Annotated in this window: 14 protein-coding genes; 10 read left to right on the top strand and 4 right to left on the bottom strand. The window is 73.0% G+C overall.

Annotated elements, in window-relative coordinates; all coding sequences use genetic code 11:
• Positions 1–75: 75 nt before the first annotated feature.
• Entirely contained in the window at positions 76–279 is a 204-nt protein-coding gene (locus ACIO3P_RS01085; RefSeq protein WP_041994569.1) for a cold-shock protein, read from the top strand.
• A gap of 101 nt (positions 280–380) precedes the next feature.
• Here ACIO3P_RS01085 and ACIO3P_RS01080 read toward each other — a convergent pair whose 3' ends face one another.
• Positions 381–1,025 carry a histidine phosphatase family protein gene (locus ACIO3P_RS01080; protein WP_401794707.1) on the bottom strand — a complete coding sequence of 215 codons (645 nt, stop codon included), beginning with the start codon at positions 1,023–1,025 and terminating at the stop codon, positions 381–383.
• A gap of 242 nt (positions 1,026–1,267) precedes the next feature.
• On the opposite strand from ACIO3P_RS01080, the gene ACIO3P_RS01075 reads away from it, so the two are divergent.
• A complete protein-coding gene (locus ACIO3P_RS01075) occupies positions 1,268–1,531 on the top strand; it encodes a type B 50S ribosomal protein L31 (protein ID WP_329822757.1) in 264 nt (87 codons plus the stop codon).
• Positions 1,532–1,653: 122 nt separating this feature from the next.
• On the opposite strand, the gene ACIO3P_RS01070 is transcribed toward ACIO3P_RS01075, so the two are convergent.
• Positions 1,654–2,112 carry a MarR family winged helix-turn-helix transcriptional regulator gene (locus ACIO3P_RS01070; RefSeq protein WP_401849747.1) on the bottom strand — a complete coding sequence of 153 codons (459 nt, stop codon included), beginning with the start codon at positions 2,110–2,112 and terminating at the stop codon, positions 1,654–1,656.
• A 148-nt stretch (positions 2,113–2,260) separates the two neighbouring features.
• Between ACIO3P_RS01070 and ACIO3P_RS01065 the strand changes: the two genes are divergently transcribed.
• Both ACIO3P_RS01065 and ACIO3P_RS01060 read left to right on the top strand, forming a co-directional pair.
• Positions 2,261–3,454 (top strand): MFS transporter, encoded by a 1,194-nt coding sequence (locus tag ACIO3P_RS01065; protein WP_329822759.1) that lies wholly within the window; start codon positions 2,261–2,263, stop codon positions 3,452–3,454.
• 98 nt (positions 3,455–3,552) lie between these two features.
• Positions 3,553–4,377: an aldo/keto reductase gene (locus ACIO3P_RS01060; RefSeq protein WP_329822760.1), complete on the top strand. Its 825-nt coding sequence runs from the start codon at positions 3,553–3,555 to the stop codon at positions 4,375–4,377.
• A 70-nt stretch (positions 4,378–4,447) separates the two neighbouring features.
• Here the strand turns inward: ACIO3P_RS01060 and ACIO3P_RS01055 are convergent, their stop codons facing one another.
• The gene (locus ACIO3P_RS01055; protein ID WP_329822761.1) at positions 4,448–5,164 is read right to left on the bottom strand and encodes a FadR/GntR family transcriptional regulator; all 717 of its coding nucleotides are present in this window, start codon (positions 5,162–5,164) and stop codon (positions 4,448–4,450) included.
• 243 nt (positions 5,165–5,407) lie between these two features.
• On the opposite strand from ACIO3P_RS01055, the gene ACIO3P_RS01050 reads away from it, so the two are divergent.
• The 5 genes from ACIO3P_RS01050 to ACIO3P_RS01030 all read left to right on the top strand — a co-directional run bounded on the left by ACIO3P_RS01050 (position 5,408) and on the right by ACIO3P_RS01030 (position 12,489).
• Positions 5,408–6,685 carry an SLC13 family permease gene (locus ACIO3P_RS01050; RefSeq protein WP_329822762.1) on the top strand — a complete coding sequence of 426 codons (1,278 nt, stop codon included), beginning with the start codon at positions 5,408–5,410 and terminating at the stop codon, positions 6,683–6,685.
• A 35-nt stretch (positions 6,686–6,720) separates the two neighbouring features.
• Entirely contained in the window at positions 6,721–8,175 is a 1,455-nt protein-coding gene (locus ACIO3P_RS01045) for an acyl-CoA synthetase (RefSeq protein WP_401849744.1), read from the top strand.
• Positions 8,168–9,577, top strand: coding sequence for a carboxyl transferase domain-containing protein (locus tag ACIO3P_RS01040; protein ID WP_401849742.1), 1,410 nt, complete (start codon positions 8,168–8,170; stop codon positions 9,575–9,577). The genes ACIO3P_RS01045 and ACIO3P_RS01040 overlap by 8 nt, the downstream gene beginning before the upstream one ends.
• A 61-nt stretch (positions 9,578–9,638) precedes the next feature.
• Positions 9,639–10,607 carry a DUF2510 domain-containing protein gene (locus tag ACIO3P_RS01035; RefSeq protein WP_329822765.1) on the top strand — a complete coding sequence of 323 codons (969 nt, stop codon included), beginning with the start codon at positions 9,639–9,641 and terminating at the stop codon, positions 10,605–10,607.
• Positions 10,608–11,010: 403 nt separating this feature from the next.
• The gene (locus ACIO3P_RS01030) at positions 11,011–12,489 is read left to right on the top strand and encodes a UDP-N-acetylmuramoyl-L-alanyl-D-glutamate--2,6-diaminopimelate ligase (protein WP_329822766.1); all 1,479 of its coding nucleotides are present in this window, start codon (positions 11,011–11,013) and stop codon (positions 12,487–12,489) included.
• Between the two features lie 112 nt (positions 12,490–12,601).
• On the opposite strand, the gene ACIO3P_RS01025 is transcribed toward ACIO3P_RS01030, so the two are convergent.
• The gene (locus tag ACIO3P_RS01025; RefSeq protein ID WP_329822767.1) at positions 12,602–13,624 is read right to left on the bottom strand and encodes an alpha/beta hydrolase; all 1,023 of its coding nucleotides are present in this window, start codon (positions 13,622–13,624) and stop codon (positions 12,602–12,604) included.
• A 217-nt stretch (positions 13,625–13,841) separates the two neighbouring features.
• On the opposite strand from ACIO3P_RS01025, the gene ACIO3P_RS01020 reads away from it, so the two are divergent.
• Positions 13,842–14,837, top strand: coding sequence for an SDR family NAD(P)-dependent oxidoreductase (locus ACIO3P_RS01020; protein ID WP_329822768.1), 996 nt, complete (start codon positions 13,842–13,844; stop codon positions 14,835–14,837).
• Positions 14,838–14,956: the final 119 nt, after the last annotated feature.

Raw genomic sequence — 14,956 nt, 5'->3', positions numbered from 1 at the left:
TCTAAGGACCAAGGCGATCACCTCCGGTTCCCGTACCGTGCGGGAACCATGCGTCCCTTGAATTGGAGACTCATCATGGCCAGTGGAACAGTGAAGTGGTTCAACTCGGAAAAGGGCTTCGGCTTCATCGCCCAGGACGGCGGCGGTCCGGACGTGTTCGCGCACTACTCGAACATCGCGACCTCCGGCTTCCGTGAGCTGCAGGAGGGCCAGAAGGTCACCTTCGACGTCACGCAGGGCCAGAAGGGCCCGCAGGCGGAGAACATCCTTCCCTCCTGAACCGGGGAACAGGGCGCCGGCCCGGTGGACTCACCTCCACCGGGCCGGCGCCCGCCGCGTTGTACGGGGCCGTCGCCGGCCGTGCGCCCACCGGGGCGGGGTCAGGCGGCGGCCTCCCGCGCGTGCGGCGCCGTGGTGTCCCCGCCCCCGGGCAGGGCGAGGTTCCAGGCGGTGATCACCGGGCGGTCGTGCTCGGTGCCCAGCCGGGAGAGAGTGCCGGTCGCGAGCCGGAACAGCGCGCCGGCCGCGGGCGCCAGCCCGAGGTAGCGCGCGGTCAGCACCCGCAGGAAGTGTCCGTGTGCGACGAGTGCGACATCCGCCCCGTCCGCAGAGTCCAGCGCCGCCAGCGCCTCGGTGAGGACGCGGTCGGCGCGGTGCCCCACCTCGCCGGGGCCCTCGCCGGGCTGATCGGCGGGGCCGGGGACGACACCGTCGGTCCACAGGTCCCAGTCGGGGCGTGTGCGGTGGATCTCGACGGTCGTGATGCCCTCGTACCCTCCGTAGTTCCACTCCCGCAGATCCGGTTCCACCCGGTACGGGGTGAGACCGGCCAGCTCGGCGGTGCGCCGCGCGCGGGCCATGGGGCTGACGAACGTGACGCCGATACGGCGCTCGCGCAGCAGCGGCGCCAGTGAACGGGCCTCGTCCTCGCCGCGCCCGGTCATCGGCAGATCGGTGTAGCTGGTGTGCTGTCCGGACAGGGACCAGGCGGTCTCCCCGTGCCGTACCAGGATCAACTCGCCCATGGCTGACGCCCACTTTCCTGTTCGCCGCGCTCGCGCCGTGTGGCCGCGCGGATCCGAAGGGGAGAACCCGGCGGGCCGTGATCGCATTCCGTCGGGCCCAGTGTCCCGTGTTCCCGCCCCGGTGACCCGGCGGGAATGCCGCCGGGGGGCGTCGCGTTACACGGATGTGCCGCTTGACGGACATGACATTCAGTTCCGCATCCGGCGTTGAATGCCCAGGACCACCGAGGAAGGAATGCCGCATGAAGCCTCGTATCCACCCCGTCTCCCGTCCGGTCGTCTTCCGGGATCGCGCCGGGGGAGTGGCCTTCCTGACGCGCTCCACCGCGGAGTCGGAGCGGCGCGTCGAGTGGGAGGACGGGAACACGTACCCCGTCATCGACGTGGAGATCTCCTCCGCGAGCCATCCCTTCTACACCGGCACCGGCCGTGTGGTGGACACCGCGGGCCGGGTGGAGCGCTTCGAGCGCCGCTACGGCAAGGACGGCGGCGCCCGGCGCGGCTGACCGCGTCCGCCTGTATCCACCCCGTATCCGCCGGTATCCGCTCGGGAGGAGCCCGACGCGCACCGTCGGCGAAGAGCCGGGCGGGAGACCCGAACAGGGTCTCCCGCCCGGCTCTTCGCAGGTCAGACGGCGGCGCCGCGCGAGGCGACGGCCCGCACGAGAGGGGCCAGTTCGGGGTTCTTCGCCGCCTCGTCCAGGGCCTCGCGCAGCGCGGTGTCGTTGGTGGGGCGCGCCTCGGCGAGCAGCCGCAGTCCCGCCTCGCTCACATTGGTGTAGATGCCGCGCCGGTCGGTCGGGCAGAGGTAGCGCGTGAGCAGCCCCCGGTCCTCCAGCCGGGTGACCAGCCGGGTGGTCGCGCTCTGGCTGAGGACGACGGCCTCGGCGACCTGCTTCATCTGGAGATGACCGCCCTCGCCGTCGTGCTGGCGGCTGAGGACGTCGAGCAGGGAGTACTCGCGGACGCTGAGATCGTGCCCGGTCTGGAGCGCCCGCTCGATGTGCGTCTCGATCCTGCCGTGCAGCAGTGAGAGCGCGCACCAGCCCTGGGCGAGCCCGGTGAGCGCGGTGTCCGTGGCGGTCATGGCTTCCTCCTGCGTACGGGTCGAAGACCCAGGATAGGACACCTCTGCAATAGAGCGCGTTTGCAAGTAGTCGGCGCCTGCAAGTATTGTCGACGCTTGTAAGAAGCTCACGCAATCGTTCGGGCCGTCGTCCGGAAAGGTGACATCCATGCCACTCGCGCTCCTCGCGCTGGCCGTCGGCGCATTCGGGATCGGGACCACCGAGTTCGTGATCATGGGGCTGCTCCCCGAGGTGGCCGACGCCTACGGTGTGCCGATCCCCACCGCCGGCTTCCTGGTCAGCGGCTACGCGCTCGGGGTGGTCGTGGGCGCGCCGCTGATGACCGTCCTCGGCACCCGGATCCCCCGCAAGCGGATGCTGATGCTGCTGATGGGGCTCTTCGTCGCGGGCAACACGCTCTCCGCGCTCGCCCCCACCTTCGGGGTGATGCTCACGGGCCGGGTCGTCGCCTCACTCGCCCACGGGGCGTTCTTCGGGATCGGCTCCGTCGTCGCCGCGAACATGGTCGCGCCGAGCAGGAAGGCCGGCGCCATCGCGATGATGTTCACGGGGCTGACCGTCGCCAATGTCGTCGGCGTACCGCTCGGTACCTTCATCGGCCAGAGCGCGGGCTGGCGGGTCACCTTCCTCGCCGTCGCGGGGCTCGGGGTGCTGGGGCTCGCTGGCATCGCCCGGTTCGTACCGGAGCAGCCCCGGGCCGAGGGGGTACGGCTGCGCCACGAACTGGCCGCCTTCCGCAACGTACAGGTGCTCCTCGCCATGGCGATGACCGTGCTCGGCTTCGGCGGGGTCTTCGCCGCGATCACCTACATCACCCCGATGATGACCCGGGCCGCCGGATTCGCGGACACGTCGGTCACCTGGCTGCTGGTGCTCTTCGGCCTCGGCATGGTCGGCGGCAACCTGATCGGCGGACGGCTGGCCGACCGCCGGCTGATGCCGCTGCTCCAGGTCTCCCTCGGCGCGCTCTCCGTCGTCCTGGCGCTGTTCACCCTCACGGCCCACAACAAGGTCACGGCCGCCGTGACGCTCGTGCTGATCGGGGCCCTAGGCTTCGCGACCGTACCCCCGCTCCAGAAGCGCGTCCTCGACCAGGCGTCCGCCGCCCCGACCCTGGCGTCCGCCGTCAACATCGGCGCGTTCAACCTGGGCAACGCGCTGGCCGCGTGGCTCGGGGGGCTCGTCATCGCCGCCGGACACGGCTACACCGCCCCGAACTGGGTGGGCGCCGCGCTGGCCGCCTCCGCGCTCGTCCTCGCCGTCGTCTCGGCGGCGCTGGAGCGCCGTACGCCGACTGCCGGACGCCCGCAGCGCGCGACGGCGACGGCGTCGGTACGTTGAGAGCCGGTGTGTCCGTTCCCTCCCCTTTCTCCGCCTCTCCGGAGAACCACACCCGACAGGCCGGTCCGGCGGACCGGACCGGAAGCAAAGGAAACACCATGACCTCCGTCCCCCACGTCGTCCTCAACAACGGCGTCAAGATCCCGCAGCTCGGCTTCGGTGTCTTCCAGGTCGACGACGCACAGACCACCGACGCGGTCCTCGCCGCACTGGAAACGGGCTACCGCAGCATCGACACGGCCGCCGTCTACGGCAACGAGCCCGGTGTCGGCCGCGCGCTCGCCGCCTCGGGGGTGCCGCGCGACGAGCTGTTCGTCACCACCAAGCTCTGGAACGACGACCAGGGGTACGACGCGGCCCTCACCGCCTTCGACACGAGTCTGGCCAAGCTCGGCCTCGACCAGGTGGACCTGTACCTCATCCACTGGCCGACCCCCGAGCGCGACCGCTACGTCGACACCTGGCGCGCGCTGGAGAAGCTGCTGGCCGACGGCAGGACCCGCGCCATCGGCGTGTCCAACTTCCAGCCCGCCCACCTCCAGCGGCTGCTGGACGAGACGGGGATCGTTCCCGCCGTGAACCAGATCGAGCTGCACCCCGGCCTGCAGCAGGCCGTGCTGCGCGACTTCCACGCCCAGCACGACATCGCGACCGAGGCATGGAGCCCGCTGGCGCAGGGCGCGCTGCTCAAGGACGCGACGATCACGGAGATCGCCCGGCGCCTGGGCAGGACACCCGCCCAGGTGGTGCTGCGCTGGCACCTCCAGATCGGGAACATCGTGATCCCCAAGTCCGCCACCCCCGCGCGGATCCGGGAGAACTTCGACGTCCTCGGCTTCGAGCTGTCCGCCGACGACCTCGACGCGCTGACCGCGCTCGACCGCGGCATGCGCACGGGCCCGGACCCCGACACCCTCAACTGACCCGGGCGCGGGGCCGGTTCCGCGGGCGTACGCCCGCGGAACCGGCCCCGCCGCACGCCGGGCGCCGGTGTCAGGCGCCGTCCTCCGGATTCCAGTCCAGCAGGCGCACCTTCGCCACCGTCCGCACATGGCGGCGCATCGCGGCGGCGGCAGCCTTGCCCCGTCGGCCCTCGATCGCCTCAAGAATCGCGCGGTGCTGCGCCAGCGACCGCGCGGGGCGGCCGGGCTGGCGCAGGGACTCATGGCGGCTCTCCGTGATCTGCTCGGAGATGGCCCGCATGAACTCCGCGAGCAGGGTGCTGTGCGCGGCGGCCGTCACGCCGGCGTGGAAGAGACGGTCACCCTCGGCACCGTGGCCGCCCGCCGCGATCTCCGCCTCCATGTGCCCCAGCGCGTCGTGCAGCGCGGCCAGATCCGGTGCGGTGTGCCGCTCGGCGGCGAGTTCGGCGAGCTTGGTCTCCAGGGCCTCGCGGGCCTCCAGCACGTCGGGGAGCCGGCGCCTGCGCTCCACCAGCCGCTCGACCGGTTCCGGGTCGAGACTGTCCTTGCGCAGATACGTGCCGCCGCCGTGCCGCACCTCGACCAGCCCCTGGACCTCCAGAACCACGATCGCCTGCTTGACGGAGGCGCGGCTGACGCCGAGCCGCTGCGCCAACTCCCGTTCGGGCGGCAGCCGGTCGCCCGAGCCGAGCCGCCCCTCGGTGACATAGCTGCGCAGCCGGTCGAGGACCTGCTCGTACAGGCGTGGCCGGGCCATCGGTCGCAGGGCCCCTCGCTCGTCGGACATCCGCCACGCCCTCCCCGCCCCGTTTCCTCCCGGTCCCCCGGCGCGTCAGCCTAACACCGGGCGGTCAAGTGGCTGAGCCAATTCCTGTCCGATCCCTTGACGCCCGTCCCGGCCGACGGCCAATGTGGTCCAGCCACTTGGCCAGTGGTCCAATCAGCCGCTCGACCCCTTGGCCCGCCCGCCAGTCGGTCGTCGACCCCCTTCCCCTCCATGTCGAGGGACCCAGGGACGGGAGCCCGCGCCATGTCCGCCGAACTGATCTCGATTCTTGTGCTGGTGGTGGTCTTCGTGATCGCCACCACCCGGTCCATCAACATGGGCGCGCTCGCCTTCGCCGCCGCGTTCGGCGTCGGGGAACTCGTCGCCGGTCTCGACGCGAAGGGCATCTTCGCCGGCTTCCCCGGCGATCTCTTCGTCGTGCTCGTCGGCGTCACGTACCTCTTCGCGATCGCCCGCGCCAACGGCACCACGGACTGGCTCGTCCATGCCGCGATCCGGCTGGTACGCGGGAGGATCGCCCTGATCCCGTGGGTGATGTTCGCGATCACCGCCCTGCTGACCGCGATCGGAGCCGTCTCCCCCGCGGCCGTCGCGATCGTCGCGCCGATCGCCCTGAGCTTCGCCGCGCGCTACGGCATCAGCCCCCTGCTCATGGGCGCCATGGTCGTGCACGGGGCCCAGGGCGGCGGATTCTCGCCGATCAGCATCTACGGAACGATCGTCAACGGCATCGTCGAACGCGAGAAGCTCCCGGGCAGCCCGCTCACCCTCTTCCTCGCCTCGCTCGCGGCCAATCTCCTCATCGCCGGGATCGTCTTCGTCTGCTGCGGCGGGCTCGCGCTGCGCGGTACCCAGCCCGCGCCGGCCTCGGACGGCACGGAGGGCAAGGACGGCAAGGAGCCCGGGGGAGAGGCGGGTTCACGGCTCACCCCCGCCCGCACGGCCACCCTCGCCGCCCTGGTGGCCCTCGTCGTCGCCGTCCTCGCCTTCGACCTCGACGCCGGACTCTGCGCCATCACCCTCGCCGTCCTCCTCAGCGCCTGCTGGCCCGACACCAGCCGCAAGGCCGTCGGGGAGATCGCCTGGCCGACCGTGCTGCTGATCTGCGGCGTCCTCACCTACGTCGGCGTCATGGAGGAGCTGGGCACGATCGACTACGCGGGCAACGCCGTCGGCGGTATCGGCATCCCGCTCCTCGCCGCCGTACTGCTCTGCTACATCGGCGCGATCGTCTCCGCGTTCGCCTCCTCCGTCGGCATCATGGGCGCGCTCATCCCGCTCGCCGTGCCCTTCCTCGCCCAGGGCGAGATCGGCGCGATCGGCATGATCACGGCGCTCGCGATCTCGGCGACCGTCGTCGACGTCAGCCCCTTCTCCACCAACGGCGCCCTGGTGCTGGCCGCCGCGCCCGACGTCGACCGTGAGCGTTTCTTCCGGCAGCTCATGGTCTACGGAGGGATCGTGGTGGCGGTGGTACCCGCCGCTGTCTGGCTGCTGCTGGTGGTGCCAGGCTTCGGATGACCGGTCAGCCCCGTCCACAGCAAGGAGAACGACGCGTGTCCCCTCTCTTCCCGGCCCTCGCCGCCCGCTCGCAGCGCCCCGCGCTCCGGTTCGGCGACCGCACCCTCACCCATGCCGAACTGGCCGACGCGGCCGGCTCCCTGGCCCGCACGCTCACCGGCGAGCGGCGGGTCGCGGTCTGGGCCACCCCCACCCTCGGCACGGCGGTGGGGGTGGTGGCGGCGCTGCTGGCCGGGGTCCCGGTCGTCCCCGTCAACCCCAGGAGCGGCGAGAAGGAACTCGCCCACATCGTCGCGGACAGCGCCCCCACCCTCGTCCTCGCGGAGCCCGGCGTCGCTCTGCCGCCCGCGCTCGCCGCACTGGCCCGCGCCGACGCCACCGCGGACGCGCCGCGGGACGGGACGGGGGACGCGACCGGGGCCCTCCCCGAGCCCTCGCCGGAGGCCCCCGCGCTGATCGTCTACACCTCGGGCACCACCGGGCCGCCCAAGGGCGCCGTCCTGCCCCGCCGCGCGCTCACCGCCACCCTCGACGCGCTGGAGGACGCCTGGCAGTGGACCGCCGACGACGTACTGGTCCACGCGCTGCCCCTGTTCCACGTCCACGGACTGATCCTCGGCATCCTCGGCCCGCTGCGCCGGGGCGGCTCCGTGACCCACCTCGGACGGTTCGACACCGCGGGCGTCACACGGGAGCTCTCCTCGGGCGCCACCATGCTGTTCGGCGTGCCCACGATGTACCACCGCATCGCCGAGGCGCTCGCCGACGACCCCGCGCTCGCCGAGGCGCTGGCCGGTGCGCGGCTGCTGGTGTCGGGCTCGGCGGCGCTGCCCGTCCACGACCACCGGCGGATCGCCGCGGCGACCGGCCGCCGGGTCGTCGAGCGGTACGGCATGACGGAGACCCTGATGAACACCAGCGTCCGCGCGGACGGCGAACCGCGCGCCGGTACGGTCGGCGTCCCGCTGCGCGGCGTCGAACTCCGGCTGGTCGACGAGGCGGGCGCCGCCATCGCGGCGTACGACGGCGAGAGCGTCGGCGAGATCCAGGTCCGCGGCCCGAACCTCTTCACGGAGTACCTGAACCGCCCCGACGCGACCGAAGCGGCCTTCACCGACGGCTGGTTCCGCACCGGCGACATGGCGATCAGGGACCCCGACGGCTATGTCCGCATCGTCGGCCGCAAGGCCACCGACCTGATCAAGAGCGGCGGTTACAAGATCGGCGCGGGCGAGATCGAGAACGTCCTGCTGGAGCATCCCGGGGTCCGGGAGGCCGCCGTCACCGGCGAGCCCGACCCGGACCTCGGCGAGCGGATCGTCGCCTGGATCGTGCCCGCGCGCCCCGAAACCCCGCCGACGGAGAAGGAGTTGGCCGACCATGTCGCCGGGCAGCTCGCCGCGCACAAGCGCCCCCGCACCGTGCGCTACCTGGAGGCGCTGCCACGCAACGACATGGGGAAGATCATGAAGCGGGCGCTCCATGGCTGAGCCGCGCGGCGCACGGGCGGCGATCGCGGCGCTCGTCGGCGCTGACGCCGGATCGTTCACCGAACTCCCCCCGCCCGAGGGCGCGTTCCCGCCGGACGGGCCGCTCGGCTGGGAGGGGTACGACGCCGCGCGGGCCCGCGCGGCGGAGCGTACCGGCGAGCGGGAGTCCGTCGTCTGCGGCACCGGCCGGATCGGCGCCACCGAAGCGGTCGTCATCTCCTTCGAGTTCGGCTTCCTCGGCGGATCCCTCGGTGAGCGCACCGGCGACCGGCTGGAGGCCGCGTACCGCCACGCGCGCGAGCGGCGGCTGCCGGTCGTCTCGCTGATCGCGACCGGCGGCAGCCGGATGCAGGAGGGCATGCGCGCGCTGCTCCAACTCCAGCGCGTGGCACGCCACTGCGCGCTCACCCGGGCCGCCGGGCTCGCCCAGCTCGCGGTGGTGCGCGACCCGACGACCGGCGGCGGCTGGGCCACCCTGGGTGCGGGCGCCGATGTCGTCCTCGCGCTGCCCGGCGCCCAGATCGGCTTCGCGGGGTCACGGGTGCGCCCGGCGGACGCCGATCCGTACGCGTACACCGCCGAGGCCCAGCTCGCCGCCGGCCAGATCGACGCGGTGGTGGACGAGGACGGACTGGGCGCGGCGGTCGGACGCTGGCTGGCGCTGCTCACCGGCGGCGGGGCGGAGACGGCCGATGGGTGGGCCGCCGGCGCGGCGCCACCGCCCGCCGCGCTCGGTGGCGCCCCTCCCACCGCCACCGGATGGGACGCCGTCCTGGCGGCCAGGTCGCCCGAACGGCCGCGCGCCGCAGCCTACTTGGACGCCTACTTCGACCACAGGGAGGAGATCCGCGGCGACCGCTGCGGCGGTACGGACCCTGGAATGCTCTGCGGTTTCGGCCGCCGGGAGGGGCGGACGGTCGCCTACGCCGCGCAGTGCGGCACCGCCACGCTCCCGGCCGGATACCGTACGGCCGCCCGGCTGATCCGGCTCGCGGAACGGCTGGACGTCCCCGTACTGACCCTGGTGGACACCCCGGGCGCGGCCAACGACGCGCGGGCGGAGCGCGCGGGGGCGGGCGCCGCCATCGCGGACCTCTTCGCCGCCGTGGCCACCGCCCGGGTCCCGGTCACCACCCTGCTGATCGGCGAGGGCGGCTCGGGCGGCGCGCTCGCCCTGTCGGCCCCGGACAACACCTGGGCCACACCGGACAGTTACTTCTCCGTCATCGCACCCGAACTCGCCACCGCCATCCTCAAACGCGATCCCGGGCGCGTCCGCGCGACGGCGGACCAACTCCGGCTGAGGCCCCAGGATCTGGTGTCGCTGGGGGTGGTGCGCGGCATCGTCCCGGGACGGAACGGGCAGGACCGGGCGGACGATCGGGTCCCGGGAGCCGGGTGAGAGGGCCGATTCTCATGGGCCTCTCACCAGCTTTTCAGACAATATGCCTAAGCTGAGGGTCGTGACTTATTCGACGCCGCCCGGCTGGCATCCCGATCCGGGGCACACAGGTGACGGTCCGCGCCAGGAACGATGGTGGGACGGGTCCGCGTGGACCGACGAACTCCGCGCCACACCCACCGGCCAGTGGGATCCACCGGCCGCACCTCCCTACCCTTTGGCGCCCCCGCCCGTACCGCGGAACAACGGGCGGCGGATCGCACTCGGGGCGACCGCCGCGGTCGTGGCACTGGCCATCGCGGGCGGCTTCTACCTGCTCGGACGCGACGGCGGAACCGACGACACCGCGGGCAGGGCCGGCTCCGCGCCGTCCACCGCCCCCTCCCTGCCGGGGCAGGGCTCCCCGGCCCCCGACGGTCCCGGCGGATCAGGCGGGTCGGGCGGTTCCGGCGGCGGCGAGAGCGGCGCGCCGGAGCAGCCGCAGACCGAGGACGGTTACGCCACCGACGGTGCCAGCGGGATCAGCATCCCCGTACCGGACGGCTGGACCGGCGAGTCGGGACCGGTCGGCGCCGGGGTGACCACCGGGAAGTACGAGTGCCCCGGGGACACCTCGCAGTCCTGCGTACGGGGCGGTGTGTTCTCCGTTCCCGCGGTCGCGCTGAAGATCACCGCCACCACGGCCAAGGCGGCGGCCGAGCAGGACATCGACACCAACGCCAAGGAGTCGTACGGCGGTACGACCTACGGCGAGATCTCCTCGCACGAGCAGCTCAAGTCGGAGGCGGTCACCGTCGCCGGGCAGAAGGGCTACGTGGTGCGGTGGAAGGTGGTCACGAGCAAGGGCGACGACGGCTACGTGCAGTCGCTGGCCTTCCCCTCCCCGTCCTCGCCGGACCTGCTGGTCGTGGTCCGCTCGGGCTTCGACGTCAATGACAAGGCGCCCGAGCTGTCCGTCATGGACGAGATCACCAAGGGGATCAAGAAGGCCGCCGGGACCGGCACGGGCGGGACCGGCCGGGGGGTCTGACCGCACTTCACCCCGTCGTACGGAGCAGTGGGGCGGGCCGCGTCGAGCGGCCCGCCCCACTGCCGTGTCCGCGGGCCCGGTCACCGGAGCGCTCCCGCGGCCGTACACTCGCCTCATGGGTTGTCCACGTGGTGTGAGGGAGTGCCTGCGACAGGCCCCCTGCGCCCGGTGCGAGGCAGCCGCCCGCGCTGCCACCACGACGCCCGGCCCCGTGTCCGCGCCGGAGGCCGCCGCTCTCGCCCTGCACGGCCACGGTTAGGGCCTTTCCTCCGGATCCCGCCCGGGCAGGACCGTGCCCCGTACACCACCGCCGGATCCCTCTCTCCCCCTGTCACCCCGTGGAACGCTGCCCTCCGGGCCGGTTCGCGGTGCCCCGCACCCCCACCACCACGAGAGGACCCCCGTGAAGCTGAGCACCCTGCTCGCCGGGTACGACCACGAGATTCTGCGGGGCGATCCGGAGACGGTGATCACCGCGGGCACCTGCTTCGACACGCACCGGGTCACTCCCGGTTCGCTCTTCGTCGCCGTCCCCGGCCACCGGGAGGGCGGCCCCGGTGCCATCGGACCCGCCCTCGCGCGCGGCGCGGTGGCGGTCCTCGTCGACGCGGCGGCGCCCGGCGCCGACGCGCCGGTGTGGGCGGACACGGACGTGTGTGTCGTACGGGTGGCGGACACCCGTACCGCCGCCTCCGCCGTCGCCGCCCGGTACCACGGCGAGCCGGGGCGCGGGATGGACATGGTCGCCGTCACCGGCACCAACGGGAAGACCTCGGTGTCGTACATGGTCGAGTCCGTGCTGCGGCTCGCCGAGGGCACCAGGGTCGGGGTGATCGGGACGGCGGGCAGCCGGATCGGCGACGAACTGATCCCCATGCCCCGCTCCGTCCTGACCACGCCCGAGTCGCCGGACTTCCAGTACCTGCTGGGGCGGATGCGTGACCGGGCGGTCTCCACGGTGGTCCTGGAGGCCACCTCCATGGGCCTGTTGACGCACCGGGTGGACCACGCCTACGTCGACGTCGGGATCTTCACCAATCTGACCCAGGACCACCTCGACGACCACGGCACGATGGAGAACTACCGGGACGCCAAACTCCGGCTGTTCCAGGGGCTGTGCGAGCGCGCGGTGGTCAACGCCGACGATCCGGTGGGCGCCGGGATCGCCGCGCTGATGCCCGGCGCGGTCACGACGTACGCCCTCGACACCGAGGCGGACTACCGGGCCACCGATCTCGCCATGGACGCCTTCGGCACCCGCTTCACCCTGCACCACGAGGGACGCAAGTACCCGGCGGCGATCCCCGTGCCGGGCCGGTTCTCCGTCGCCAACGCCCTCGCCACCGTGGCGGCCTGCCATCTGCTCGGGCACGACCTGTCCGGCCTCGTCGGCGCGCTCGACCGGATGCCGCCGGTCCCGGGACGCTTCGAGCGGTACGAGACCCCGCGGGGCACCGCGGTCATCGTCGACTACGCGCACTCCCCGGACTCCCTGGAGAAGGTGCTCACCACCATCCGCGACTTCGCCCGCGGCCGGGTCATCACCGTCTTCGGCTGCGGCGGGGACCGCGACAACACCAAGCGGGCACGGATGGGGGAGATCGCCGGTACCCACTCCGACCTGTGCGTCCTCACCTCGGACAACCCCCGGGGCGAGGACCCCCTGACGATCCTCGACCAGATCACCCCCGGACTCGCCGCGACCGGCACCCCGTTCGAGCGGCTCGCCGACCGCCGCTCGGCCATCGCCTTCGCGCTGGAGGCGGCCGGGCAGGACGACATCGTCCTGATCGCGGGCAAGGGGAGCGAGCCGTACCAGATCGTGGGGGACCGGCTCCTTCCGTTCAGCGACATGGCCACGGTGCGCGAACTCGCCGCGTAGCGGTACGCGGCGGCGCCGCGCCCGGCCCGGGCGCGGTCGGCGCCCGCCCGGCGGGCCCCGGCCGGCCCGCTGCGGCCGTCCCCGGGCCGCGGTCAGGCCCGGGCGGCGGCGGTCAGAGCGCGGCCCGGCCACCGAAGCCGCCACGGGCCGACGCGGCCACCGTCGTGCCCAGGACCTCGGGACGGCAGGCGTACGGCAGCCCGTCCAGCGGCCGGTCGGTGCAGAAGCGCGCCATCAGATCGGCGAAGTCCGGGATCCGCTCCACCGGGGCGAGATGGTCGGTCTCGTCGATGGTCAGGAACCGCGCCTCGGGCAGCGCCGCGGCCACCTCGCGCCCCATCGCGGGCGTGGTCAGCGTGTCGTGCTCACCGGTCACCACCAGGCTCGGTACGGCGGGGACCGGCTCGGGCCGGTACCACTCGTGCCGCATCAGCCGGGTGTTGTGCTCGGCGGACTTGCCGAGCTGCTCCGGGTCCTGGCCGGCGATCTGCTGGTACACCAGCCGGGAGACGGCGGCGTGCTTGCGCACCACCCCGGTGCCGGGGGGCGACATGAAGCGCTCCGCCAGCTCGCGGGCGATGGTCGCGGTCTCCCCGCGGTCGATCATGACGGCCCACCGCTCCATCGCCGCCGCGTAGTCCGTCGGGATCCGGGGCGTCATGCCCACCAGCATCAGCCGGGCGACCATCGCCGGGTAGTGCTGGGCGAACCGCAGCCCGATCGCCCCGCCGAAGCAGGCGGCGACCATGTTGACGCGCGGGACGCCCAACTCGTCGAGCAGGTGGCGGACGACGGCGGCGAGGAAGTCCACACCGTACGCGGCGGGCAGGAAGTCCGCCGTACCGTACCCCGGCAGATCCACCGTGATCACCTGCCCCACCGGGCTCAGCCACTTCTCGTGCCGCACCCAGGAGTTACGGTCCTGGGAGGAGCCGCCCAGCACCACCACCGGCTCCGTCAGCGGGGCGTCGCGGTGCACGACGCGGCAGGTGTAGCGGAACCCGTCGAAGGTGAGGTCCCGCTCCTCGACCGGGCCGGCCGCTCCGCGCGCGCCCCCGTCGTACGCCTGCCCGGGGATGAGGGGGTGGGCGCGGGGCGATTCCTGGTCCTGGGCGAGAACGGCATCGATCGACATGGGTGACTCCAGAGCTCCGGTACGGACAAGAACGTCCCTGCCTAGCAGCCGACCCGTCCGGGCCCCGCATCACTGACCCGATCGTGGGCGATTCGCGCGCCCGGGTCCGCTGGTGAATTCGACTCTCGCGCAGCAGGACGCCCGGTGGGGTGAACCGCGCCCGGTGCCCGCCGGTGCGCTTGACTTCGAGAGCGCTCCAATTCGTAGCCTGCGTCGCATGACAACGCCACAGAACGAGGCAGCACCCCGCCGGACGCCGCAGCACCCGATCGGGTCGGGGTTCGGCGCCACGAGCACCGCCCGGGACGTGCTGCGCGGCATCGACCTCGACGGCACGCTCGCCCTGGTCACCGGCGGCTACTCGGGCCTGGGCCTGGAGACCACACGCGCGCTGGCCGGCGCCGGTGCCCGGGTCGTCGTACCCGCCCGGCGGCCCGACACCGCGCGGAAGGCACTGGCCGGCATCGAGAACGCCGAGGTGGACGAGATGGACCTCGCCGACCTCGACAGCGTCCGGGACTTCGCGGAACGCTTCCTCGCCACGGACCGGACCCTCGACATCGTCATCGACAACGCGGGGATCATGGCCTGCCCCGAGACCCGGGTGGGCCCCGGCTGGGAGGCCCAGTTCGCCACCAACCACCTCGGCCACTACGCGCTCGTCAACCGGCTCTGGCCGGCGATCGCCCCCGGCGGGGCGCGCGTCGTCTCGGTGTCCTCCACCGGACACCACAACTCCGCGATCCGCTGGGACGACCCCTGGTTCGAGCAGGGCTACGACAAGTGGCAGGCGTACGGCCAGGCGAAGACGGCCAACGTGCTCTTCGCCGTCCACCTCGACGCGCTGGCCAGGGAGTCCGGCGTACGGGCGTTCGCCCTGCACCCCGGCGGCATCCTCACCCCGCTCCAGCGCCACCTGACCCGGGAGGAGATGGTCGAGGCCGGCTGGATCGACGAGGACGGCAACCCGCTCAACCCGTCCTTCAAGTCACCGGAGCAGGGCGCGGCCACCCAGGTCTGGGCGGCGACCTCGCCCCGGCTCGCCGACGCGGGCGGCGTCTACTGCGAGGACTGCGACATCGCGGAGACCACCGCGGAGGACGGCCCCCGTACCGGCGTACGGAGCTACGCGACCGACCCGGAGCAGGCGGCGCGCCTGTGGCGCCTCTCCGCCGAGCTGACCGGGGTGGACGCGTTCGCGACCGGCGGCTGAGCGGGCCGGGGCCCACGCGCGCCGTACCTCCGTACCTCCCGCACCGTCCGTACCGCCTTCACCGCGGGCCCCGTCCCGGGCGTGTCGTTCCCGCCTCGTGACACGCCCGGTCCACGCCG

Source organism: Streptomyces sp. NPDC087310 (assembly GCF_044744405.1).
Classification (GTDB): Bacteria; Actinomycetota; Actinomycetes; order Streptomycetales; family Streptomycetaceae; genus Streptomyces.
Note: the sequence above shows the minus strand (reverse complement) of the source record. Positions and strands in the feature narration are given on the sequence as shown.

Coding starts and splice junctions, on each gene's coding strand:
- ACIO3P_RS01085 (WP_041994569.1), top strand. CDS start 76: ATGGCCAGTGGAACAGTGAAGTGGTTCAACTCGGAAAAGGGCTTCGGC.
- ACIO3P_RS01050 (WP_329822762.1), top strand. CDS start 5,408: ATGTCCGCCGAACTGATCTCGATTCTTGTGCTGGTGGTGGTCTTCGTG.
- ACIO3P_RS01080 (WP_401794707.1), bottom strand. CDS start 1,025: ATGGGCGAGTTGATCCTGGTACGGCACGGGGAGACCGCCTGGTCCCTG.
- ACIO3P_RS01075 (WP_329822757.1), top strand. CDS start 1,268: ATGAAGCCTCGTATCCACCCCGTCTCCCGTCCGGTCGTCTTCCGGGAT.
- ACIO3P_RS01025 (WP_329822767.1), bottom strand. CDS start 13,624: ATGTCGATCGATGCCGTTCTCGCCCAGGACCAGGAATCGCCCCGCGCC.
- ACIO3P_RS01060 (WP_329822760.1), top strand. CDS start 3,553: ATGACCTCCGTCCCCCACGTCGTCCTCAACAACGGCGTCAAGATCCCG.
- ACIO3P_RS01055 (WP_329822761.1), bottom strand. CDS start 5,164: ATGTCCGACGAGCGAGGGGCCCTGCGACCGATGGCCCGGCCACGCCTG.
- ACIO3P_RS01040 (WP_401849742.1), top strand. CDS start 8,168: ATGGCTGAGCCGCGCGGCGCACGGGCGGCGATCGCGGCGCTCGTCGGC.
- ACIO3P_RS01070 (WP_401849747.1), bottom strand. CDS start 2,112: ATGACCGCCACGGACACCGCGCTCACCGGGCTCGCCCAGGGCTGGTGC.
- ACIO3P_RS01020 (WP_329822768.1), top strand. CDS start 13,842: ATGACAACGCCACAGAACGAGGCAGCACCCCGCCGGACGCCGCAGCAC.
- ACIO3P_RS01065 (WP_329822759.1), top strand. CDS start 2,261: ATGCCACTCGCGCTCCTCGCGCTGGCCGTCGGCGCATTCGGGATCGGG.